We start from the raw sequence: 16,491 nt of genomic DNA on the forward strand, positions 1-16,491 counted from the left end.
CTTATTCGTTCTCCATTTCGGCGTGAATATCGAGTTCGCCATTGCTATCGTAAATGGATACCAGGATAGGCTGACAACAAATCTGGCAATCCACCACCTGGCTCTGGCCGATATCGTTAATTTCGTCGACTTCGATATCATTGATGGTCATGCAGTAGGGGCACTCAAAGGTGCTGGCCTTGGTTAAACTCATAGTGCTTTGCCTTGGTCGTTGTTCTTTCTTGTTAGGCTATACGTATAACCGGCAAAGCTGGATTGAACAGGAGAGCAGATAGTTGGCCAGGCGGAAAAACAAAGAGCGCTGTAGTTGTTGCCGGCGAATCCACTGGCTGACCTTTCATCATTTGATTCCGCGTAAAATGCACCGGCGTAACTACTTTAAAAAGCACTACAGCAAAACTGAGCTGGCCGAAGGTATTATGGTGTGCCGCCAGTGCCATAATGGTATTCATCGCTTTTATGATGAAATGACGCTGGCCAAAACTTTTTCAACGCTGGAGAGTCTTAAAGCCGATCCCCGGCTAAGCGAATATTTTGCCTGGGTGGCGCGGCAAAAAATTAAACCTGGCGGTTAGCTGTAACGGTAGTAATTCCCATTAAATGCTGTATATTTATACATGTTATGGGTTCAGGATCTGCAATGCGAAAAACTCTACCAGAACGGTACTACCTCGATCATTTTTATGAATTTTTGCAATTTTTCGAGGGCGCTAACCGACCTTTAGTTGATACTAAAACCGAGGCTTTTATTGAGGCTTTTCATGCACTGGATAAAGATGATCAGTGTTTGATAGTGCGTGCCGCCAACCGCAAATATCCGGTAGTGGTGACCAAAACGTTTGACTACGCAGAAATTAACGCGCCCTTAGAGCGACTAACCCGGTTGCGAGAGGCGGGCTGGTTTACCAGTATCTGCCAGGGCGACAGTTATTCGCTGGGCCAGGCAATGACTAAAGCCGATCTACTGATACTACTCAAAGACAATGGCTGTCAGGCAAGCTCAACCTTAGCCAAACAGAGGTTAATTGATGAACTCGCCGGCATCATGGCTCGTCAGCCACTGGCGGTAATGGATGAGCTTAATGAGCAGTATTTGCTGCGCGCTTATGATGCACCGCTCAGTTATTTATTGTTTTTGTACTTTGGTCATACCCGGGGCCGCCTCAATCAATTTTCCATGCGTGACCTTGGCGTTATGCGTACGCGGCAGGATGTCAGCCAACAGCTGGCACGATTTGAAGGGCAGGATGCTGCGCGTGGTGCATTTTATTACGCCCGCCAGTTAACCGCTTTTAAGCAACTGAACGAAGAAGAAAAAGCGCATTTTAGTCTGAATACTGACATAACCGTGCATTGCCCAATAGGCCAGGATTACCGCGACCGGGTGTTATTCCAGATGGGGAATTACTGGCTGGCTAAAGACGCGCCAAAAGCCCTGGCGCTTTTGCAGCAGGCCGGCAGCGATCAGGCGCAGGAAAAGTGGTTGCGCGAGAGTTATAAACTCGGCCATAAAGACGCGGTGCAACAAGCGCTCGAAGCCATTATTGATGACCCTGCATCGGATACGTTACTGGCCTTCGCGGAAGACTTTTATGCCCGTAAGTTTGATCGCAAAAGAACCTCTACCCTTACTGACATGCTACGCGATGCTACCCACGTAGTGCAACTGGATGACATCCATAACCAATCTGTAGAACAAGGGGTAATCAGTTACTACCGCCGTCAGGGACTAGCCGCCTACCGCGCCGAAAACCAACCGTGGCGGATGCTCTTCGGGTTATTGTTCTGGGATTGGTTATATGGTGAATGGGGGTTGGTGAGTGAGTTTGACCGGCGCCCGCAGGTCCTTCGCTACAATGATTTTTACGACCGTTTTGGCAGTGACATAGAGCAACATCTTAATAAGTATTGCGCTAGTGCCGATACGCTGCACCGTTATCTGCTTAAACAGGCCAGTGCTCACTATGGCAAAGTAAACAGCCTTTTTATGTGGCGGCAGGGCTTACCGGAGAGCCTCAAAATACTGCTTGAGTACACGTGCATGGACAACCTGTGCCAGTTTCTGTTGCTTATGTGTAAAGACTACGCCTGCCTGCGCGATGGCTTTCCGGATATTCTGGTAGTTGATAATAACACCCTGCGGTTTGAGGAAATAAAAGCGCCGGGCGATCAGTTGCGACGAAATCAGCTGATCACCATACAGCGTTTACGCCAGTGCGGGTTTGAAGTGGGGATCACCCAGGTAAACTGGTATCACGACCCTATGCAACCTTATGTTGTGGTGGATATCGAAACAACGGGCGGGCAATCTGCCTATCATCGGATAACCGAAGTGGGCATGGTCAAGCTGATTGGTGGTGAAGAAGTGGCCCGGTGGCAAAGTCTGATTAATCCGCAGCGCCATATTCCCTCCAGAATTACCCAGTTAACCGGTATCAGCGACGACATGGTGGCCGGGGCGCCAGTATTCGCCGAAGTAGCTGAAGACATCGAGGCTTTTACTAAAGACAGCGTGTTTGTTGCCCACAACGTCAATTTTGACTATGGCTTTATCAAACAAGAGTTTGCGCGTCTCGATCTGGACTTTAAACGGCCGAAATTTTGTACCTGTGCACGAATGCGAAAAGCCTTTCCGGGACTTAAGTCCTATGGGCTGGGAGCACTGTCTGCCCACTTCGATATCCACCTGGAAAACCACCACCGGGCGTTGGATGATGCGCAGGCTGCAGCTGAACTTTTACGTTTAATTCAAAGTAAAAACGATATGAACAATTAAGTCACGGAGAATAGGTTAAAATAAATATACTAAAGGCTTACATAAATTTTAGTAAAATTTTTGATCTGTTTTTAAACAAAGCCCATACTAGTAATTACACTTTCTAAGTGTGTATGCGTTCTTGCTGTTTAGCCCACTTTTTGTGGGCTTTTTTTTATGCTCGTACCACTAACTCACCTCTTTCAATTCACTCTTGTATTCACCATGCTAAATTTTGGTCAAATTAACCAAAATGTAGTTTTAGCTTTTTGTTTAAAAATGACCAAGCGCAGGGTTTTTGTTTAAGTTGTTGATAATAAATGAAATAAAAAGTTGGCATCGTCGTTGCTCTACCTTAAGCAACTCTCTCCCGTTAATGGTAAAAAGGAAATAACGATGAAAACTTTCACTAAAATAGTAATGGTTGCAGGCTTAACTTTCGGTGCAATGGCTACAGCTCAGGCAAATTCTCAATTTGTTGCTGCAGACGATGCGATTACCTCTGAAATCTGTGTAATAGCCGCAAAAGGTAACAAAATGAAGTTACACAAAGCGATTAAGGAAGCAGGCTTAACCCGCGGTTTCGTAGAAGACAATGTTACCTGTAACGAACTGCCAATTGTTGACTTTGTTGAGCAGTATGGTGATAACGTAGCGAAAATTAACCGTTACATCACCGCTGGTGATTACACTGGTACGCTGATCAGCCGCGCAAACTAATATGGTTTGTTGGCAAAAAAGCCCCTCGATAAATCGCGGGGCTTTTGTTTTTATCTCAGACAGGTTTATCTGACCTCACTGGCAGGCACGCCGCCAATCCCCCAGTTTGCCTTGGGAACTTCTGTGATGATCACTCTTACCCTTTCTTTTGGGGCATCGATAGAACGTGAGATCGCATCCGTCACTTCGCTTATCAGTTTTGCTCGCTGCTCTGCAGTGCGGCCTTCCAGGATTTCAAGATGGGCAATAGGCATAGTGCTCCCTTAAACAAACTTCGCTGAGACTGAACCCAGATCCTGATAACGAACCGTGATGTTATCGCCTTTTTTAACGGCCACGGCTGCGGTGATACCGCCGGTCATGATAAACGTACCTGCAGGGATCTCTTCGCCGCGCTCGCCCAGCATATTCGCCAGCATGGCAACGCTTGAGGCCGGATGGCCAAGCACGGCTGCACCGGCGCCGAGTTCAACCACCTCGCCGTTAATTTCCATTACCACGCCAAGGGTTTTAAGATCCACATCCTCTACCTTTGCCATGCGACCACCGGTAATAAACCGGGTGGATGAGGCGTTATCGGCTACCACGCTGATAAGATCAAACTTAAAATTCTCGTAGCGCGAGTCAATCACCTCTACTGCCGGAATAATAAAGTCCGTTGCAGCCAATACATCACCAATGTGACAACCGGGTCCTTTAAGCGGTGCTTTGGTTACAAAGGCCACTTCCGCCTCAATTTTTGGGTGAATAAGTTCTGAAGTATCAATGTCACCGCCATCTGGCACCGAGAAATAGTCGGCTAAAAAGCCATAAACCGGCGTTTCCACGCCCATCTGGGCCATCTTAGCCCAGGAAGTGAGGCCCATTTTCATGCCAACCACTTTATTGCCGCGGGCTTCTTTGCGACGGCGAATTTCCCACTGAATATCGTAGGCGTCGTCGAAAGTCATGTCGGGAAAGTCGTTGGTGACCTTGGTGATGTCATGAACGTTTAATTCGGCATTTTCAATGTGCTCTGCCAGAGAAAGCATCTGATCTTTTGTTAATGTGCGAGTGCTCACTTAGCACCTCCTTCCTGTTGTGCCAGCAAATCCAGGGCAACGTCTACAATCATATCTTCCTGGCCACCCACCATGCGGCGGCGACCAAGCTCAACTAAAATATCCACGGTTTTAAGGCCGTATTTTTGCGCTGCCACTTCTGAGTGACGTAAGAAACTTGAATACACACCGGCATAACCGAGTGCCAGGGTTTCCCTGTCTACTCGTACCGGGCGGTCCTGCAGGGGGCGAACGATATCGTCGGCCGCATCCATCAGCGCGTATAGGTCGGTTCCGTGTTCCCAGCCCAGCTTGTCGGCGTTAGCAATAAACACTTCAAGGGGTGCGTTGCCCGCGCCTGCTCCCATGCCTGCCAGGCTGGCATCGATGCGGTCGCAGCCTTCTTCCACGGCTACTATAGAGTTGGCAACGCCTAAACTGAGATTGTGATGGGCGTGAATGCCGGTTTCGGTAGCCGGGTCCAGCACATCCTTAACTGCGCGGAAACGGTCGCGAATATCCTGCATGCCCATGGCACCGCCTGAATCCACCACATAAATACAGGTTGCCCCGTAGGATTCCATCAGCTTCGCCTGCTCAGCCAATCCTCCGGGCGTTTGCATATGGCTCATCATCAAAAAGCCCACGGTATCCATACCCAGTTTGCGGGCATGTTCAATATGCTGTTTAGACACATCGGCTTCGGTGCAGTGGGTTGCCACCCGTACAATCCGTGCGCCAGCGGCATAAGCGTCGTCGAGATCCTCAATAGTGCCTATGCCGGGCAAGAGTAACGTGGCAATCTGAGTATGGGTAAGGACATCGGCAGCCGCTTCTATCCATGCCAGATCGGTATGAGCGCCAAAACCATAGTTAAAGCTGGAGCCTTGCAGCCCGTCGCCATGGGCGACTTCAATACTGTCAACCCTGGCCGCGTCCAGTGCACGAGCGATATCCTGCACGTTTTGAATGGAATACTGATGGCGAATGGCATGACTGCCGTCGCGTAAGGTCACATCAGAGATATACAGTTTTTTACCAGGATTAAAGCTCATATTATGCGCCTCCTGTGAGCATTGATTTGGCCATGCGTTCGGCCGTTGCCATGGCCGCTGAGGTCATAATGTCGAGATTACCGGCATAGGCCGGCAGATAATGCGCGGCGCCTTCCACTTCCAGAAATACAGACGTCTTCAGACCGCTGAAATTACCCAGCCCCGGTATATGCAGCGGCGCGTTGGCAGGAATATCGTCAAACTGTACTTTTTGCTTTAGCCGGTAACCTGGCACATAGCTTTGTACCGCTTTAGCCATTTCTTCTACCGACGCGGCGACTTTGGCTTTGTCGACCTGTTCAGAAAGCACATACACCGTATCGCGCATGATCATGGGCGGCTCGGCCGGATTAAGAATAATGATGGCTTTGCCCTTTTCTGCACCGCCCACTTGCTCAATAGCGCGGGCGGTGGTTTGGGTAAATTCATCAATATTCGCCCGGGTGCCAGGGCCGGCGGATTTGCTTGATACGCTGGCCACAATTTCGGCGTAATGTACTTTGGCAACCTGTTTCACCGCGGCCACCATAGGAATGGTTGCCTGGCCGCCACAGGTGACCATATTCACGTTAGGTTGCTCGATGTGATCTTCGAGGTTAACCACTGGCACGCAGTAGGGGCCAATGGCTGCCGGGGTTAAATCCACCAAACGAATCCCCGGTTTGGCGGTTTTTAGTTTCTTATCATTAACTATGTGCGCATTGGCTGAAGTGGCATCAAAAACAATGTCTATATCGCTAAATTCTACCATGGCAATCAGCCCGTCCACCCCCTCGTGGGTAGTTGCTACGCCCATGCGTTGTGCGCGAGCCAGACCGTCAGAAGCCGGGTCGATGCCTACCATCACACTCATGTTCAGAATTGAAGAGGTGCGCAGCACTTTGATCATCAGGTCGGTGCCAATATTGCCTGAGCCAATTATGGCAACATTAATTTTGTTACTCATACCGGTTGCTCCTGTCAGGTAAAATACACACTGGCTGAGCCAATGCCGCCAATTTCAACACGCATAAAGTCTCCGGCTTTGACCGGCTCAAGCGGCACCAGTGAGCCCGATAAAATGACTTCACCTGCTTTAAGCCCTATGCCGAATTCGCCAAGCGTATTGGCCAGCCAGGTTACGCAATTCACCGGTGAGCCCAGCGCTGCAGCACCGGCACCGGTGGAAAGGATTTTGCCGTTCTTTTCAACCACCATACCGCAGGTCACCAGATCGACTTTGTGCGGAGAAACCGCTTTATCGCCGAGTGCAAACAGGCCACACGAAGCGTTGTCGGCAATGGTGTCCTGAATAGCGATTTGCCAGTTCTCAATACGGGAGTCGACTACTTCAAAGCAGGGGATCACGCACTCGGTGGCGGCCAGTACATCGGCATTGGAGATGCCTGGCCCCATCAGGTCTTTTTTGAGAATAAAGGCAATTTCCCCTTCTGCTTTGGGCGCGATAAGCCGTTCGCTGATGGGCATCACTTCACCCTGGTTAAACACCATATCGTCGGTGAGATAACCAAAATCGGGCTGGTGAACATTGAGCATGCTTTGCACGGCTTTGCTGGTTACACCGATTTTTTTACCTATCACTTTGGCCCCGGCATCGATGCGCCTATTAAGCATTTGCAGAGAAATGTGATAAGCATCTTCAATACTGATATCACTTTCCCGGGCAGTCAGCGGTGCGACGGCCTGTTTGCTTTGCATGGCGTGGTAAAGTTCATCGCCATACTGTTTGATTAACTTTGCGTCCATAAATCAGGTTCCGGTTTGGGAGGCGATATTCGCCTCATTAAGAAAATTAGTAACCAGTTGCACAAAACGGTCGGCCTGTTCAATCTGGGTCCAGTGACCGCATTTGTTGAACACGTGCAACTGGGCGTCAGGCAGCAGTTCCAGCAGAGTTTGTGAGGCGGCCAGAGGGATCACCTGGTCATCGCGACCATGCACCAGAAGCGTTGGGTGAGGCAGGCTGCCCAGCGCCCCTAAGGGGCTTGCCAGCATTTCTATCCAGCGTTGGCGCGGGGCCGGAAACATGGCGGAAAAAGCCTCCTGAACGCCGGGCTGAATACTTGCGTCATAGCGTAATTGCGCTAGCTCATCAGTGACCCTTGAGCGATCAAAAGCAAAGATGTTGAGCAGCTTGCGCATATTTTCCAGCGACGGCTCGTATCCCCACACAGCATCAAGACCGGGTGTTAACGGGAAACTTGCGCCGGCACTGCCCATAAGTACGATGCGGCGCACCCGCTTTGGGTGCGCGATAGCCAGTGCTAAAGCCAGCCCGCCGCCAAACGAGTTACCAATGATGTCAGCCTGCTCGATGTCCAGCGCGTCTAGCACACCAATGGCATGTTCAACCCAGCGTAGTTTACTGTAGTGCTGGTCTTGCGGACGTTCGCTGTAGCCAAAGCCGAGCATGTCCGGGGCGATTACCCGGCGCTCTTTGGCAAGTTCAGGAATGGTAAGACGCCAGTTGGCCCAGGCGGTGACGCCGGGGCCGGAGCCATGAATCAGCATGACCGGAAAACCATCTCCCTTATCATGAAGATTAGTTTGCCAGCCAGCGGCCTGAATAGTCTGGCCTGTCTCCGCTCTGGTGTTACTGTCGGGTGCTTTCATCTTCGTTCCTACAACTTCAGACAGATGTTTTTGAGTTCGGTATAAAACTCAAGTGAGTGCTCACCACCTTCACGACCAATGCCAGACTGCTTACTGCCACCAAAGGCAGTACGCAGATCACGTAAGAACCAACTGTTAACCCAGACGATTCCCGCTTCCACCTGGCCAGCAACCCGCGCCGCGCGGCTCAGGTTTTCGGTCCAGATAGCGCTGGCCAGGCCATAGGGCAGGCGGTTGGCCTGTGCAATGGCTTCTTCTTCGCTATCGAAGGGCTGAATATGGCAGCAGGGGCCAAAAATCTCTTCGTTGATGACAGCGGAGTCGTCACTTAAACCGGTCCAGATGGTTGGCTGGATCCAGCTGCCGTTTTTCAGCGCGTCAGGCATATCCGGTATGCCGCCACCGGTAACCACCGTTGCACCATCGTTAACCGCTTGCTGGTAGTAAGAAAGCACTTTGTCGCGCTGCTTTTGGCTGATTAACGGGCCAAGGTTAGCCGCAGCGTCATCCGGCGGGCCGATGACCAGTTTTTCGGCCTCGACTTTTAAGCGACTAACAAACTCATCGAAGATTGAGCGCTCGACATATACTCGCTCTGTGCCCAGACAAACCTGGCCACAGTTAGCAAAGGCTGAGCGCATGGTGCCTTCAATGGCTTTATCCATGTCACAGTCGGCAAACACGATACCGGCGTTTTTGCCGCCTAACTCCAGTGAAATGTCGCGCACGCCTTTGGCGGCGTTCTGCATAATCAGTTCGCCGGTACGGGTCTCGCCGGTAAAGGTGTAGCCATCGACATCCGGATGAGCGGTCAGGAAAGCGCCGGCAGAATCGCCGCCGTATCCTTGCACCACGTTAAAAACACCATCGGGTACGCCTGCGTCTTTCATCACTTCGCCAAGCAATGCAGTGGTGGTAGGCGTTTCTTCGGAAGGCTTAACCACCACCGTGTTGCCGCAGGCCAGAGCCGGACCAACTTTCCAGGTCATCAGCAGTAGTGGCAGGTTCCACGGACTGATAACACCAATCACCCCTTTAGGGCGGCGCACCGCATAATTGAGCGCGCCGGTGCCGTCGGGCGTGGCCATTTCAAACGCTTCAGTAGCGACATTTTTTACCATGTCGGCAAACACTTTAAAGTTGGCTGCACCACGCGGGATATCGATGTGACTGGCCAACGATTTGGGTTTACCCGTATCGGCACATTCCGCTTCTAAAAATTCGTCGAAGCGGGCGTTAATACCGTCGGCCACGGCATGCAGAATTTTGCTGCGCTGGTCGATAGTCATTTTACTCCAGGGGCCTTTCAGAGCGGCGCGCGCGGCTTTCACCGCCGCATCCACTTCCGCTTCCCCGGCTTCATGCACCTGGCTTATCACCTCACCCGTTGCCGGGTTGATGTTATCGAACATCCTGCCACTGGCAGAGCCAACATACTGGCCGTTGATATAATGTTTAACTTCTTTCACAGCGAGTCCTGTATTGATGAGTTAAGTTAAAACCGTAAGAAAACGCTCGTTGAGCACACGGTCGTGATAGAAAATGGCTTTGCCTAAATCCTCAGCTTTCCAGGTAATGGGGTTATGGTCGGGGTACATATAATCGCCGCCGGCAAAAACTTCGTTGCGGTTGCCCGACGGATCGAAGAAATAGATGGTTTTACCGTGGGTGATACCGTGTCGCGTAGGGCCAATATCCAGTGAGGTATTGGTCATGCTGATAAGGTCAGCGGCGCGGAGTATGTCTTCCCAGGTTTCAAGATAGAATGACGCATGGTGAAACTTGGCCTTTTCTTCATGCTGAATAAAGGCTATGTCATGGGCCTTCATCGACAACGTAAGGAACTGCGCAATCCGGTTGCCGTCTGGGTCGAGCACCTGTTCGGCCAGATAAAAGCCCAGTACGTCCACAAACAGATCATAAGTTTTGGCCAGTTCATCGCCATACAGCAGGCAGTGATCAAAGCGCACGGCTTTCATACCGCGAAGTGCTCTGGGCCAGGCTTCCGGGTTGGTCTCCTCAACGCCCCATTTCCCGGTATAGGCTTTCTCTGCGTAGAGCTCAAATACATGGCCGGAAGGCGCGGTAAACTGAACCCGGCGGCCGCAATCCTTTAAATCGCCGGCTTCTTTGTGAGTGACTTCCAGACCAAAAGCTTCGATGTCTGCGGTCAGGCTTGCAAGGGTGCTTTCATCGACTACCTTAAACGCCATAAAATCCATGCCAGGCTCATCCGCTTCACGCAGTACCAGCGAGAACTTATCCACTTCACTCCAGGCTTTTAGATATACCCGGCCTTGTTCATCACGGTCAGTTTCGTGTAAGCCTAACAATTCAACGTAATGTTTGATTGATGCTTCAAGATCCAGTACGCGCAACTGTATGTGCCCTGGACGTAATACGCCTTTTCTCATTTTATTACCTCGGTGTGTTTTTGTTTTGCCTTGGTTACCCCGGTGATGCCGTTGATAGCCAGTGGTGAAGGGCTGCATTCAATGAGCAAATCGCTGGTGGGTTTAAGCCGACAGGCCAATGCGTACCCCTGTTGTTGTTGTTCTGTGGAGACCTGCGCTTTACTCATACGACCGCATTCATAGCTGCCAGATATGACTTTGACCCGGCATACGCCGCAGCCGCCGCCACGGCAGCCCACTGCAATACTGCGTAGTCCGTTACTCTCCATGGCTTTGAGCACAAACTCATCCTGATGACAGGTAAAGCTTTGTTGGCTGTGTTGCTCGGTGATCACATAGTCAGACATGCACTGTTGCTCCGCTTTAGATGCTTAAGTCTCCGGCACCAAAGAAAAAATTTTTTGATGCAGTGTGATGACCAGAGCAACGGTTGTGCCACAGGTTAATAAAATGTTTAAAATTATTGTTAACTTGTTGATAGAGGAGTAGTTTATATAAAGCATCTAAGGTGCAGAAAAGTCACATCGCCACTCCCCAATACTTATTCATTCCATGGAAATTTAATCAAATGATTAAATTGGTTCTTAGTTTTTAATTATTTGATTAAATCGGATTTTCGCTGCGCTTAAAATTATGATCATTTAGTTGATTTCTTGTCATTTAGGGTTTTACATATGTTTTACATCTGGCTGGCTTGTCGATGTAAAACAGCAATTAGCAGGGGAAAAACCATGACCATTGAATTCGAAGCAAAGCTCAATCATGTGGATATCCAGGATCTCACTTCACTGATTCAGTTTGAGAGCACCGAAGGCAAGATCTGGTTTGGTGAACAGCTGATTTTGTTTATGCAGCTCCCTGCCCTGGCCGCCTTCAGGCGCGAACTGGTCAATAGTATTGGTGTGGAAAGAGCCAAGGGTTTCTTTATGCGCCTGGGTTATCAGGGCGGTTTACGCGATGCGGAACTGGCCCGGCGGTTACGCCCCGATAGCGACGATATGGCGCTGTTCTGGACCGGCCCACAACTGCATTCACTGCGCGGAATGGTAAAAAACCGTCCGATTAAAATAGAAATCGATAAGGAAAGTGGTCATTTTTACGGCGAGCTGGAATGGGTGGATTCCTGGGAGGTAGAGATTGTGCAAACCGAGCTCGGCCAAATTGATGAACCGGCATGCTGGTCGTTACTCGGCTATGCCTGCGCTTATACTTCGGCCATTATGGGTCAGGAAATTATCTTCCGTGAGGTAAGCTGTCGTGGCTGTGGTGATGAACGCTGCCTGATAGTAGGTAAGCCGGCTAGAGAATGGGAAGATGCCGCCGAATTCTCCCGGTATTTTACCGCTGAGCCCATTATTGAAGAGCTTTACAGCCTGCAATCCCAGGTGAAGTCGCTGCGTAGCAGTCTGGCCCGTCATCAGGGGCAATATTATGGCATAGGCGATTCTCCGGACTATAAAAATGCCTGCAAAAAAATCGATAAAGCTGCGCAGAGCAAAGTGTCGGTGCTGCTATTGGGGGAAACCGGCGTTGGTAAGGAAGTGATCGCCCGTAGCGTGCATTTACGCAGCGACCGCGCCGAAAAAGCGTTTGTTGCCGTTAATTGTGCGGCCATTCCGCAGGAGCTTATTGAAGCGGAGCTATTTGGGGTAGAAAAGGGCGCTTTCACCGGCGCCAATCAGTCTCGTGCCGGGCGTTTTGAACGGGCTGACGGTGGGACGATTTTCCTTGATGAGGTAGTAGAGCTCACGCCGCGGGCGCAAGCTTCGCTGCTTCGGGTACTGCAGGAAAGTGAGGTTGAGCGGGTTGGCGGTGTTAATACCCGCAAGGTAGATGTAAGGGTGATTGCCGCTACTAATGAAAGCCTGGAGCAGGCGGTGAAAGACGGTAAATTCCGGGCCGATCTGTTTTACCGTTTAAACGTGTTTCCGGTGCAGATCCCGCCGCTGCGCGATCGATTGGATGACTTACCATTGCTGGTAGAACACTTCCTTGCCAAGTTTCATAACGATTACTCAAAACGCACGCTGGGCTTATCGGATAAGTCCTGGCGGTTCATTAAAAATTATTCGTGGCCAGGCAATATCCGTGAGCTTAAGAACGTTATTGAGCGCGGCGTTATCCTTACTGATAACCACGAAACCATTTCACTGGAATCGCTGTTTGCCAGTGTTGGCCCTGAAGCCGTTAATACCGACGATACTCATGTGTATTCAGAAGGCCAGGTGGTGAAGCCGAGCAATATAAAAACCACTGACGGTTGGGTGGATACGCTGATTAATCAGCAAATCGGCCTGGATTCTATTGAAGAGCAACTGATAAACCGGGCCATGGCTATGACCAACGATAATGTGTCGGCAGCGGCCCGGCTACTTAACCTTACCCGCCCGGCACTGGCCTATCGGCTCAAAAAGCTTAGCGAGAATGACTCGACAAACCTGAAGTGATCAAATGATCAAACCTGTCAATTCTGGCAGTTAACCTGCTTTCTGGCGGTTCACAGTTAGTGCCGAATTAACTTTTTAAGATTCTGAAAATATTAGGTAAACCATAATATTTAGTGCATTTCAGAGAGTCGGTATTATTTATGCTGCGCTGATACTACTACGAGTCGTTTTATGTCATCAGAGGTGCCTTATGAATACCCCATCCCAGCAGCCCGTTACCGTAATTGTGTCCAGACGGGTAAAACCTGAAGCCGTTACCGCGTTTGAATCCTTAAGTGATGAGATGTCGCGCCGGGCGAGTGAGTTCGACGGTTATATGGGCGCTACCCTGTTTCGTCCGGTGAGCCCTGAAGATCCGGAATACCGGATGATTTTTAAATTTGCCGATGAGGCCCGCCTGGCGGTATGGGAAAGCTCAGCCGAACGGACCGAGATGCTGGAAAAGCTCGAAGCACTGCTGATTTCGCCCACCGAACGGGAAAAGGTTTCCGGCTTGGTGACCTGGTTTAGTTTACCCTCGCAAAATCCGGTTACGCCACCGCCGCGTTATAAAATGACCATTGTCAGCTGGCTGGCGCTCTACCCGGCCGCTACCCTGATTTTCTGGCTGTTCGGGCCATGGCTTGCGGCAATACCGTTGCTGCTGCGCACCCTGCTGGTTACGGCGGTGCTAATGATATTGATGTCTTATGTACTGATGCCGTTTATGACTAAACGTTTTGCTTTCTGGCTATTTGGCAGGCAACACTCCTGAGGTCATCAGAAGGAACGTTTAATACCAAGCAGAATCCGCCGGGTGCTATCCACCATATCGATTCTGGAAAACCAGTCCAGGTCAAAAACGGCAAGGGCGCCTGATAGTTCTACCGAACCACCGTGACCAGTACCCAGATAGTCTTCGGTCAGCTCGGCGCGCTGGCCGAAGTCAGCACTGACATAAGCATAATAGGCATACATCTCAACAGGGTACTGACCGAAGGAAAATTCACTGTCAAGGCCGAGCACCAGTTTGTTCTCTGCGTCGTCAACGCGCCTGACAAATTCAGCAAACCACACTTGATCAGACTGGTGAAAACGTACTTCACTGCGCAGGTAATTACCTTCAATAATGCGCTCGACACCAAATTCCATACTGAATTTTTCATTGATGGTAGCGCTGTACTCAAACTCAAAGAGGTTAAAATCATCGGCAAGAGATAGCGCCTTATTCGGATCGGTACTGTTAATAGCGCCTGCTACTAATTCCAGCTTGTGGCCCGGCTTTGCCTCGTAGACATGACGAATCCCCTGAAACCAGCCGTCTTTGGACATCCCGGTGGCCGAGATACGGCCTTTGTAGGTAGGAATAACGCCAAACTCGGTTTTACCCAGTGCATGAGTGCGACGCAGATAAAGACGCCTGACCGCAATCTGGTCACTGTCTTCATCGCCAAAGGTGTTGTGACTGGAGCTAAAATCATCGCCTGTTACGACAAAACTGTGCAGGCTCCATTGATCACTGAGATTAAGCTGAGGATAAAAGCGCAGCCGAAACTGTGAGCGGTTACTGCGGTCTGAACGATTATCGTAGCGAACCTGCACATCGAGTTTTTGCTGGTAGAAGCCAGCCGGTTCACCAACCGGTTCACCGATTGGTTCACCAACCGGTTCACCGATTGGTTCACCACCCGGTTCGGTTGCCTTACCAGGCGGTGTAAAAAAGAGGATGAGACATCCGATAAAGCAGGTCAGCCCGGTGCTCAGATATGCCATTGGAAAGATAAAACTCACAGCCAAAAAACGCAGTGTAGCTTAAATATAGCTTTTACAACCAGTAGATATTATTGCCGTTGATTAGGGCGCCGTTGAGATGATAAAGAAAAAAGCCGGCAAGGGTGCCGGCTAACAAGTGGAGAAGTACCTTTAACAAAGGTCACCAACAACTACGATGGGTCAATACCGTATCAGTTGGCGTAAATTAAACTAAAGTCTAATCTAAAGTTGAATATAAATGGAGTCGGTGAATATTAGTAATCAAAAAAAACGATACAGTTAATCGACAAAATAGAATGACCAACAAAAAAGGCATTCCGAAGAATGCCTTTTGTCTGTTTTTGCTCTGATTAGCTCAGGCCTAACTTTTTCTCGAGGTAGTGGATGTTAGTACCGCCTGCATAGAAGTTCTCATCGGCCATAATGCGCTGTTGCAACGGAATATTGGTTTTAATGCCGTCTACAACCAGTTCATCCAGCGCGTGACGCATGCGGGCAATGGCTTCATCACGGCTTTCACCGTACGTGATGAGTTTGCCAATCATTGAGTCGTAGAAAGGCGGCACAGTATAACCGGCATAGATATGCGAGTCCCAACGGACGCCCAGGCCACCTGGTGGGTGGAACATCTCGATTTTACCCGGGCTTGGTATAAATGTGTTGGGATCTTCGGCATTAATCCGACATTCAATGGCATGGCCGCGGATTTGGATTTGCGACTGGTCGATAGACAGTGGTTGGCCGGCTGCAATACGCAGTTGTTCTTTAACCAAATCAACGCCAGTGATCATCTCTGATACCGGGTGTTCTACCTGAATACGGGTGTTCATTTCAATAAAGTAGAATTCGCCGTTTTCGTACAGAAACTCAAAGGTACCGGCACCGCGATAGCCAATTTCGATACAGGCTTTGCGGCAACGATCGCCGATTTTATTGCGCATTTGCTCAGAAATACCTGGTGCCGGCGCTTCTTCTACCACTTTCTGGTGACGACGCTGCATTGAGCAGTCACGTTCACCCAGATGGATCGCATTGCCCTGGCCATCAGCCAGTACCTGAATTTCTACGTGGCGTGGGTTTTCGAGGAATTTTTCCATATAAACAACGCTATTACCAAAAGCGGCGCCCGCTTCTGCCTGCGTAGTTTCGATGGATTTAATCAGTTCGGCTTCGCTGCGCACTACTCGCATACCACGACCACCACCGCCACCGGCAGCTTTAACAATAATTGGGTATCCAATACGCTTGGCAATGGCTTTATTGCGCTCTGCGTCGTCGGTTAACGGGCCGTCAGAACCTGGTACACAAGGTACACCGGCTTTTTTCATGGCATTAATCGCAGACACTTTGTCGCCCATCAGGTTGATGGTATCTGCTTTCGGACCGATGAAAATAAAGCCGCTTTTTTCTACCGCATCCGCAAAATCCGCGTTTTCGGCTAAGAAGCCATAACCCGGGTGAATGGCGATTGAGTTAGTGACTTCCGCCGCCGCAATAATGCGCGGAATGTTCAGATAACTTTCAGTAGCGGATGCATTACCGATACAAATTGATTCATCAGCAAGCAATACATGTTTAAGATTACGGTCGGCAGTGGAGTGCACCGCTACCGTTTTAATCCCAAGCTCTTTGCACGCTCGCAGGATCCGCAGGGCAATTTCACCGCGGTTAGCTATGAGTACTTTATCCATGAGA

General features: G+C 50.1%; 17 protein-coding genes. 5 read left to right on the forward strand and 12 right to left on the reverse strand.

The genetic code is table 11. The features are described from left to right. Nucleotide 1: 1 nt before the first annotated feature. A complete protein-coding gene (locus AC566Q_RS00100) occupies nucleotides 2–193 on the reverse strand; it encodes a zinc ribbon domain-containing protein (protein WP_499612554.1) in 192 nt (63 codons plus the stop codon). Nucleotides 194–275: 82 nt separating this feature from the next. Between AC566Q_RS00100 and AC566Q_RS00105 the strand changes: the two genes are divergently transcribed. From AC566Q_RS00105 to AC566Q_RS00115, 3 genes are all read left to right on the forward strand, one after another. Continuing rightward, entirely contained in the window at nucleotides 276–575 is a 300-nt protein-coding gene (locus AC566Q_RS00105; RefSeq protein ID WP_499612556.1) for a hypothetical protein, read from the forward strand. A gap of 65 nt (nucleotides 576–640) precedes the next feature. Further along, complete coding sequence (locus tag AC566Q_RS00110; RefSeq protein WP_499612558.1) at nucleotides 641–2,776, forward strand: 3'-5' exonuclease; 2,136 nt, start codon at nucleotides 641–643, stop codon at nucleotides 2,774–2,776. Nucleotides 2,777–3,151: 375 nt separating this feature from the next. After that, nucleotides 3,152–3,475, forward strand: a complete 324-nt coding sequence (locus tag AC566Q_RS00115) for a DUF3718 domain-containing protein (protein WP_123324067.1) — start codon at nucleotides 3,152–3,154, stop codon at nucleotides 3,473–3,475. A 65-nt stretch (nucleotides 3,476–3,540) separates the two neighbouring features. Here the strand turns inward: AC566Q_RS00115 and AC566Q_RS00120 are convergent, their stop codons facing one another. Genes AC566Q_RS00120 through AC566Q_RS00160 form a run of 9 tightly spaced genes read right to left on the reverse strand, consistent with a single transcriptional unit; the run spans nucleotide 3,541 to nucleotide 10,944 of the window. Continuing rightward, nucleotides 3,541–3,729, reverse strand: coding sequence for a 4-oxalocrotonate tautomerase (locus AC566Q_RS00120; RefSeq protein WP_123324068.1), 189 nt, complete (start codon nucleotides 3,727–3,729; stop codon nucleotides 3,541–3,543). 9 nt (nucleotides 3,730–3,738) lie between these two features. After that, a complete protein-coding gene (gene dmpH / locus AC566Q_RS00125; RefSeq protein ID WP_240621819.1) occupies nucleotides 3,739–4,536 on the reverse strand; it encodes a 2-oxo-3-hexenedioate decarboxylase in 798 nt (265 codons plus the stop codon). Continuing rightward, nucleotides 4,533–5,570 (reverse strand): 4-hydroxy-2-oxovalerate aldolase, encoded by a 1,038-nt coding sequence (dmpG, locus tag AC566Q_RS00130; protein ID WP_279319691.1) that lies wholly within the window; start codon nucleotides 5,568–5,570, stop codon nucleotides 4,533–4,535. The genes dmpH and dmpG overlap by 4 nt, the downstream gene beginning before the upstream one ends. 1 nt (nucleotide 5,571) lies before the next feature. After that, nucleotides 5,572–6,516, reverse strand: coding sequence for an acetaldehyde dehydrogenase (acetylating) (locus AC566Q_RS00135; RefSeq protein ID WP_499612560.1), 945 nt, complete (start codon nucleotides 6,514–6,516; stop codon nucleotides 5,572–5,574). A gap of 14 nt (nucleotides 6,517–6,530) precedes the next feature. Then, a complete protein-coding gene (dmpE, locus tag AC566Q_RS00140; RefSeq protein ID WP_105933088.1) occupies nucleotides 6,531–7,316 on the reverse strand; it encodes a 2-oxopent-4-enoate hydratase in 786 nt (261 codons plus the stop codon). Between the two features lie 3 nt (nucleotides 7,317–7,319). Continuing rightward, a complete protein-coding gene (locus AC566Q_RS00145) occupies nucleotides 7,320–8,183 on the reverse strand; it encodes an alpha/beta fold hydrolase (RefSeq protein WP_105933089.1) in 864 nt (287 codons plus the stop codon). Between the two features lie 8 nt (nucleotides 8,184–8,191). Continuing rightward, nucleotides 8,192–9,652 carry a 2-hydroxymuconic semialdehyde dehydrogenase gene (locus AC566Q_RS00150; RefSeq protein WP_105933090.1) on the reverse strand — a complete coding sequence of 487 codons (1,461 nt, stop codon included), beginning with the start codon at nucleotides 9,650–9,652 and terminating at the stop codon, nucleotides 8,192–8,194. 21 nt (nucleotides 9,653–9,673) lie between these two features. Continuing rightward, on the reverse strand, nucleotides 9,674–10,597 hold the full coding sequence (locus AC566Q_RS00155; protein WP_105933091.1) for a catechol 2,3-dioxygenase: 924 nt from the start codon (nucleotides 10,595–10,597) through the stop codon (nucleotides 9,674–9,676). Beyond that, on the reverse strand, nucleotides 10,594–10,944 hold the full coding sequence (locus AC566Q_RS00160) for a 2Fe-2S iron-sulfur cluster-binding protein (RefSeq protein WP_105933092.1): 351 nt from the start codon (nucleotides 10,942–10,944) through the stop codon (nucleotides 10,594–10,596). The genes AC566Q_RS00155 and AC566Q_RS00160 overlap by 4 nt, the downstream gene beginning before the upstream one ends. A gap of 384 nt (nucleotides 10,945–11,328) precedes the next feature. Here AC566Q_RS00160 and AC566Q_RS00165 point away from each other — a divergent pair, with 384 nt between their 5' ends. After that, nucleotides 11,329–13,044 (forward strand): sigma-54-dependent Fis family transcriptional regulator, encoded by a 1,716-nt coding sequence (locus tag AC566Q_RS00165; protein WP_105933093.1) that lies wholly within the window; start codon nucleotides 11,329–11,331, stop codon nucleotides 13,042–13,044. Nucleotides 13,045–13,234: 190 nt separating this feature from the next. Then, a complete protein-coding gene (locus AC566Q_RS00170; protein ID WP_105933094.1) occupies nucleotides 13,235–13,798 on the forward strand; it encodes an antibiotic biosynthesis monooxygenase in 564 nt (187 codons plus the stop codon). Between the two features lie 5 nt (nucleotides 13,799–13,803). Here the strand turns inward: AC566Q_RS00170 and AC566Q_RS00175 are convergent, their stop codons facing one another. Then, on the reverse strand, nucleotides 13,804–14,796 hold the full coding sequence (locus tag AC566Q_RS00175) for a hypothetical protein (protein ID WP_499612564.1): 993 nt from the start codon (nucleotides 14,794–14,796) through the stop codon (nucleotides 13,804–13,806). 350 nt (nucleotides 14,797–15,146) lie between these two features. Then, a complete protein-coding gene (gene accC / locus AC566Q_RS00180; RefSeq protein ID WP_499612566.1) occupies nucleotides 15,147–16,487 on the reverse strand; it encodes an acetyl-CoA carboxylase biotin carboxylase subunit in 1,341 nt (446 codons plus the stop codon). Nucleotides 16,488–16,491: the final 4 nt, after the last annotated feature.

Source organism: Alteromonas sp. H02 (assembly GCF_059682525.1).

Coding starts and splice junctions, on each gene's coding strand:
- AC566Q_RS00100 (WP_499612554.1), bottom strand. CDS start 193: ATGAGTTTAACCAAGGCCAGCACCTTTGAGTGCCCCTACTGCATGACC.
- AC566Q_RS00110 (WP_499612558.1), top strand. CDS start 641: ATGCGAAAAACTCTACCAGAACGGTACTACCTCGATCATTTTTATGAA.
- AC566Q_RS00115 (WP_123324067.1), top strand. CDS start 3,152: ATGAAAACTTTCACTAAAATAGTAATGGTTGCAGGCTTAACTTTCGGT.
- AC566Q_RS00120 (WP_123324068.1), bottom strand. CDS start 3,729: ATGCCTATTGCCCATCTTGAAATCCTGGAAGGCCGCACTGCAGAGCAG.
- dmpG (WP_279319691.1), bottom strand. CDS start 5,570: ATGAGCTTTAATCCTGGTAAAAAACTGTATATCTCTGATGTGACCTTA.
- AC566Q_RS00135 (WP_499612560.1), bottom strand. CDS start 6,516: ATGAGTAACAAAATTAATGTTGCCATAATTGGCTCAGGCAATATTGGC.
- dmpE (WP_105933088.1), bottom strand. CDS start 7,316: ATGGACGCAAAGTTAATCAAACAGTATGGCGATGAACTTTACCACGCC.
- AC566Q_RS00145 (WP_105933089.1), bottom strand. CDS start 8,183: ATGAAAGCACCCGACAGTAACACCAGAGCGGAGACAGGCCAGACTATT.
- AC566Q_RS00155 (WP_105933091.1), bottom strand. CDS start 10,597: ATGAGAAAAGGCGTATTACGTCCAGGGCACATACAGTTGCGCGTACTG.
- AC566Q_RS00160 (WP_105933092.1), bottom strand. CDS start 10,944: ATGTCTGACTATGTGATCACCGAGCAACACAGCCAACAAAGCTTTACC.
- AC566Q_RS00165 (WP_105933093.1), top strand. CDS start 11,329: ATGACCATTGAATTCGAAGCAAAGCTCAATCATGTGGATATCCAGGAT.
- AC566Q_RS00170 (WP_105933094.1), top strand. CDS start 13,235: ATGAATACCCCATCCCAGCAGCCCGTTACCGTAATTGTGTCCAGACGG.
- AC566Q_RS00175 (WP_499612564.1), bottom strand. CDS start 14,796: ATGGCATATCTGAGCACCGGGCTGACCTGCTTTATCGGATGTCTCATC.
- accC (WP_499612566.1), bottom strand. CDS start 16,487: ATGGATAAAGTACTCATAGCTAACCGCGGTGAAATTGCCCTGCGGATC.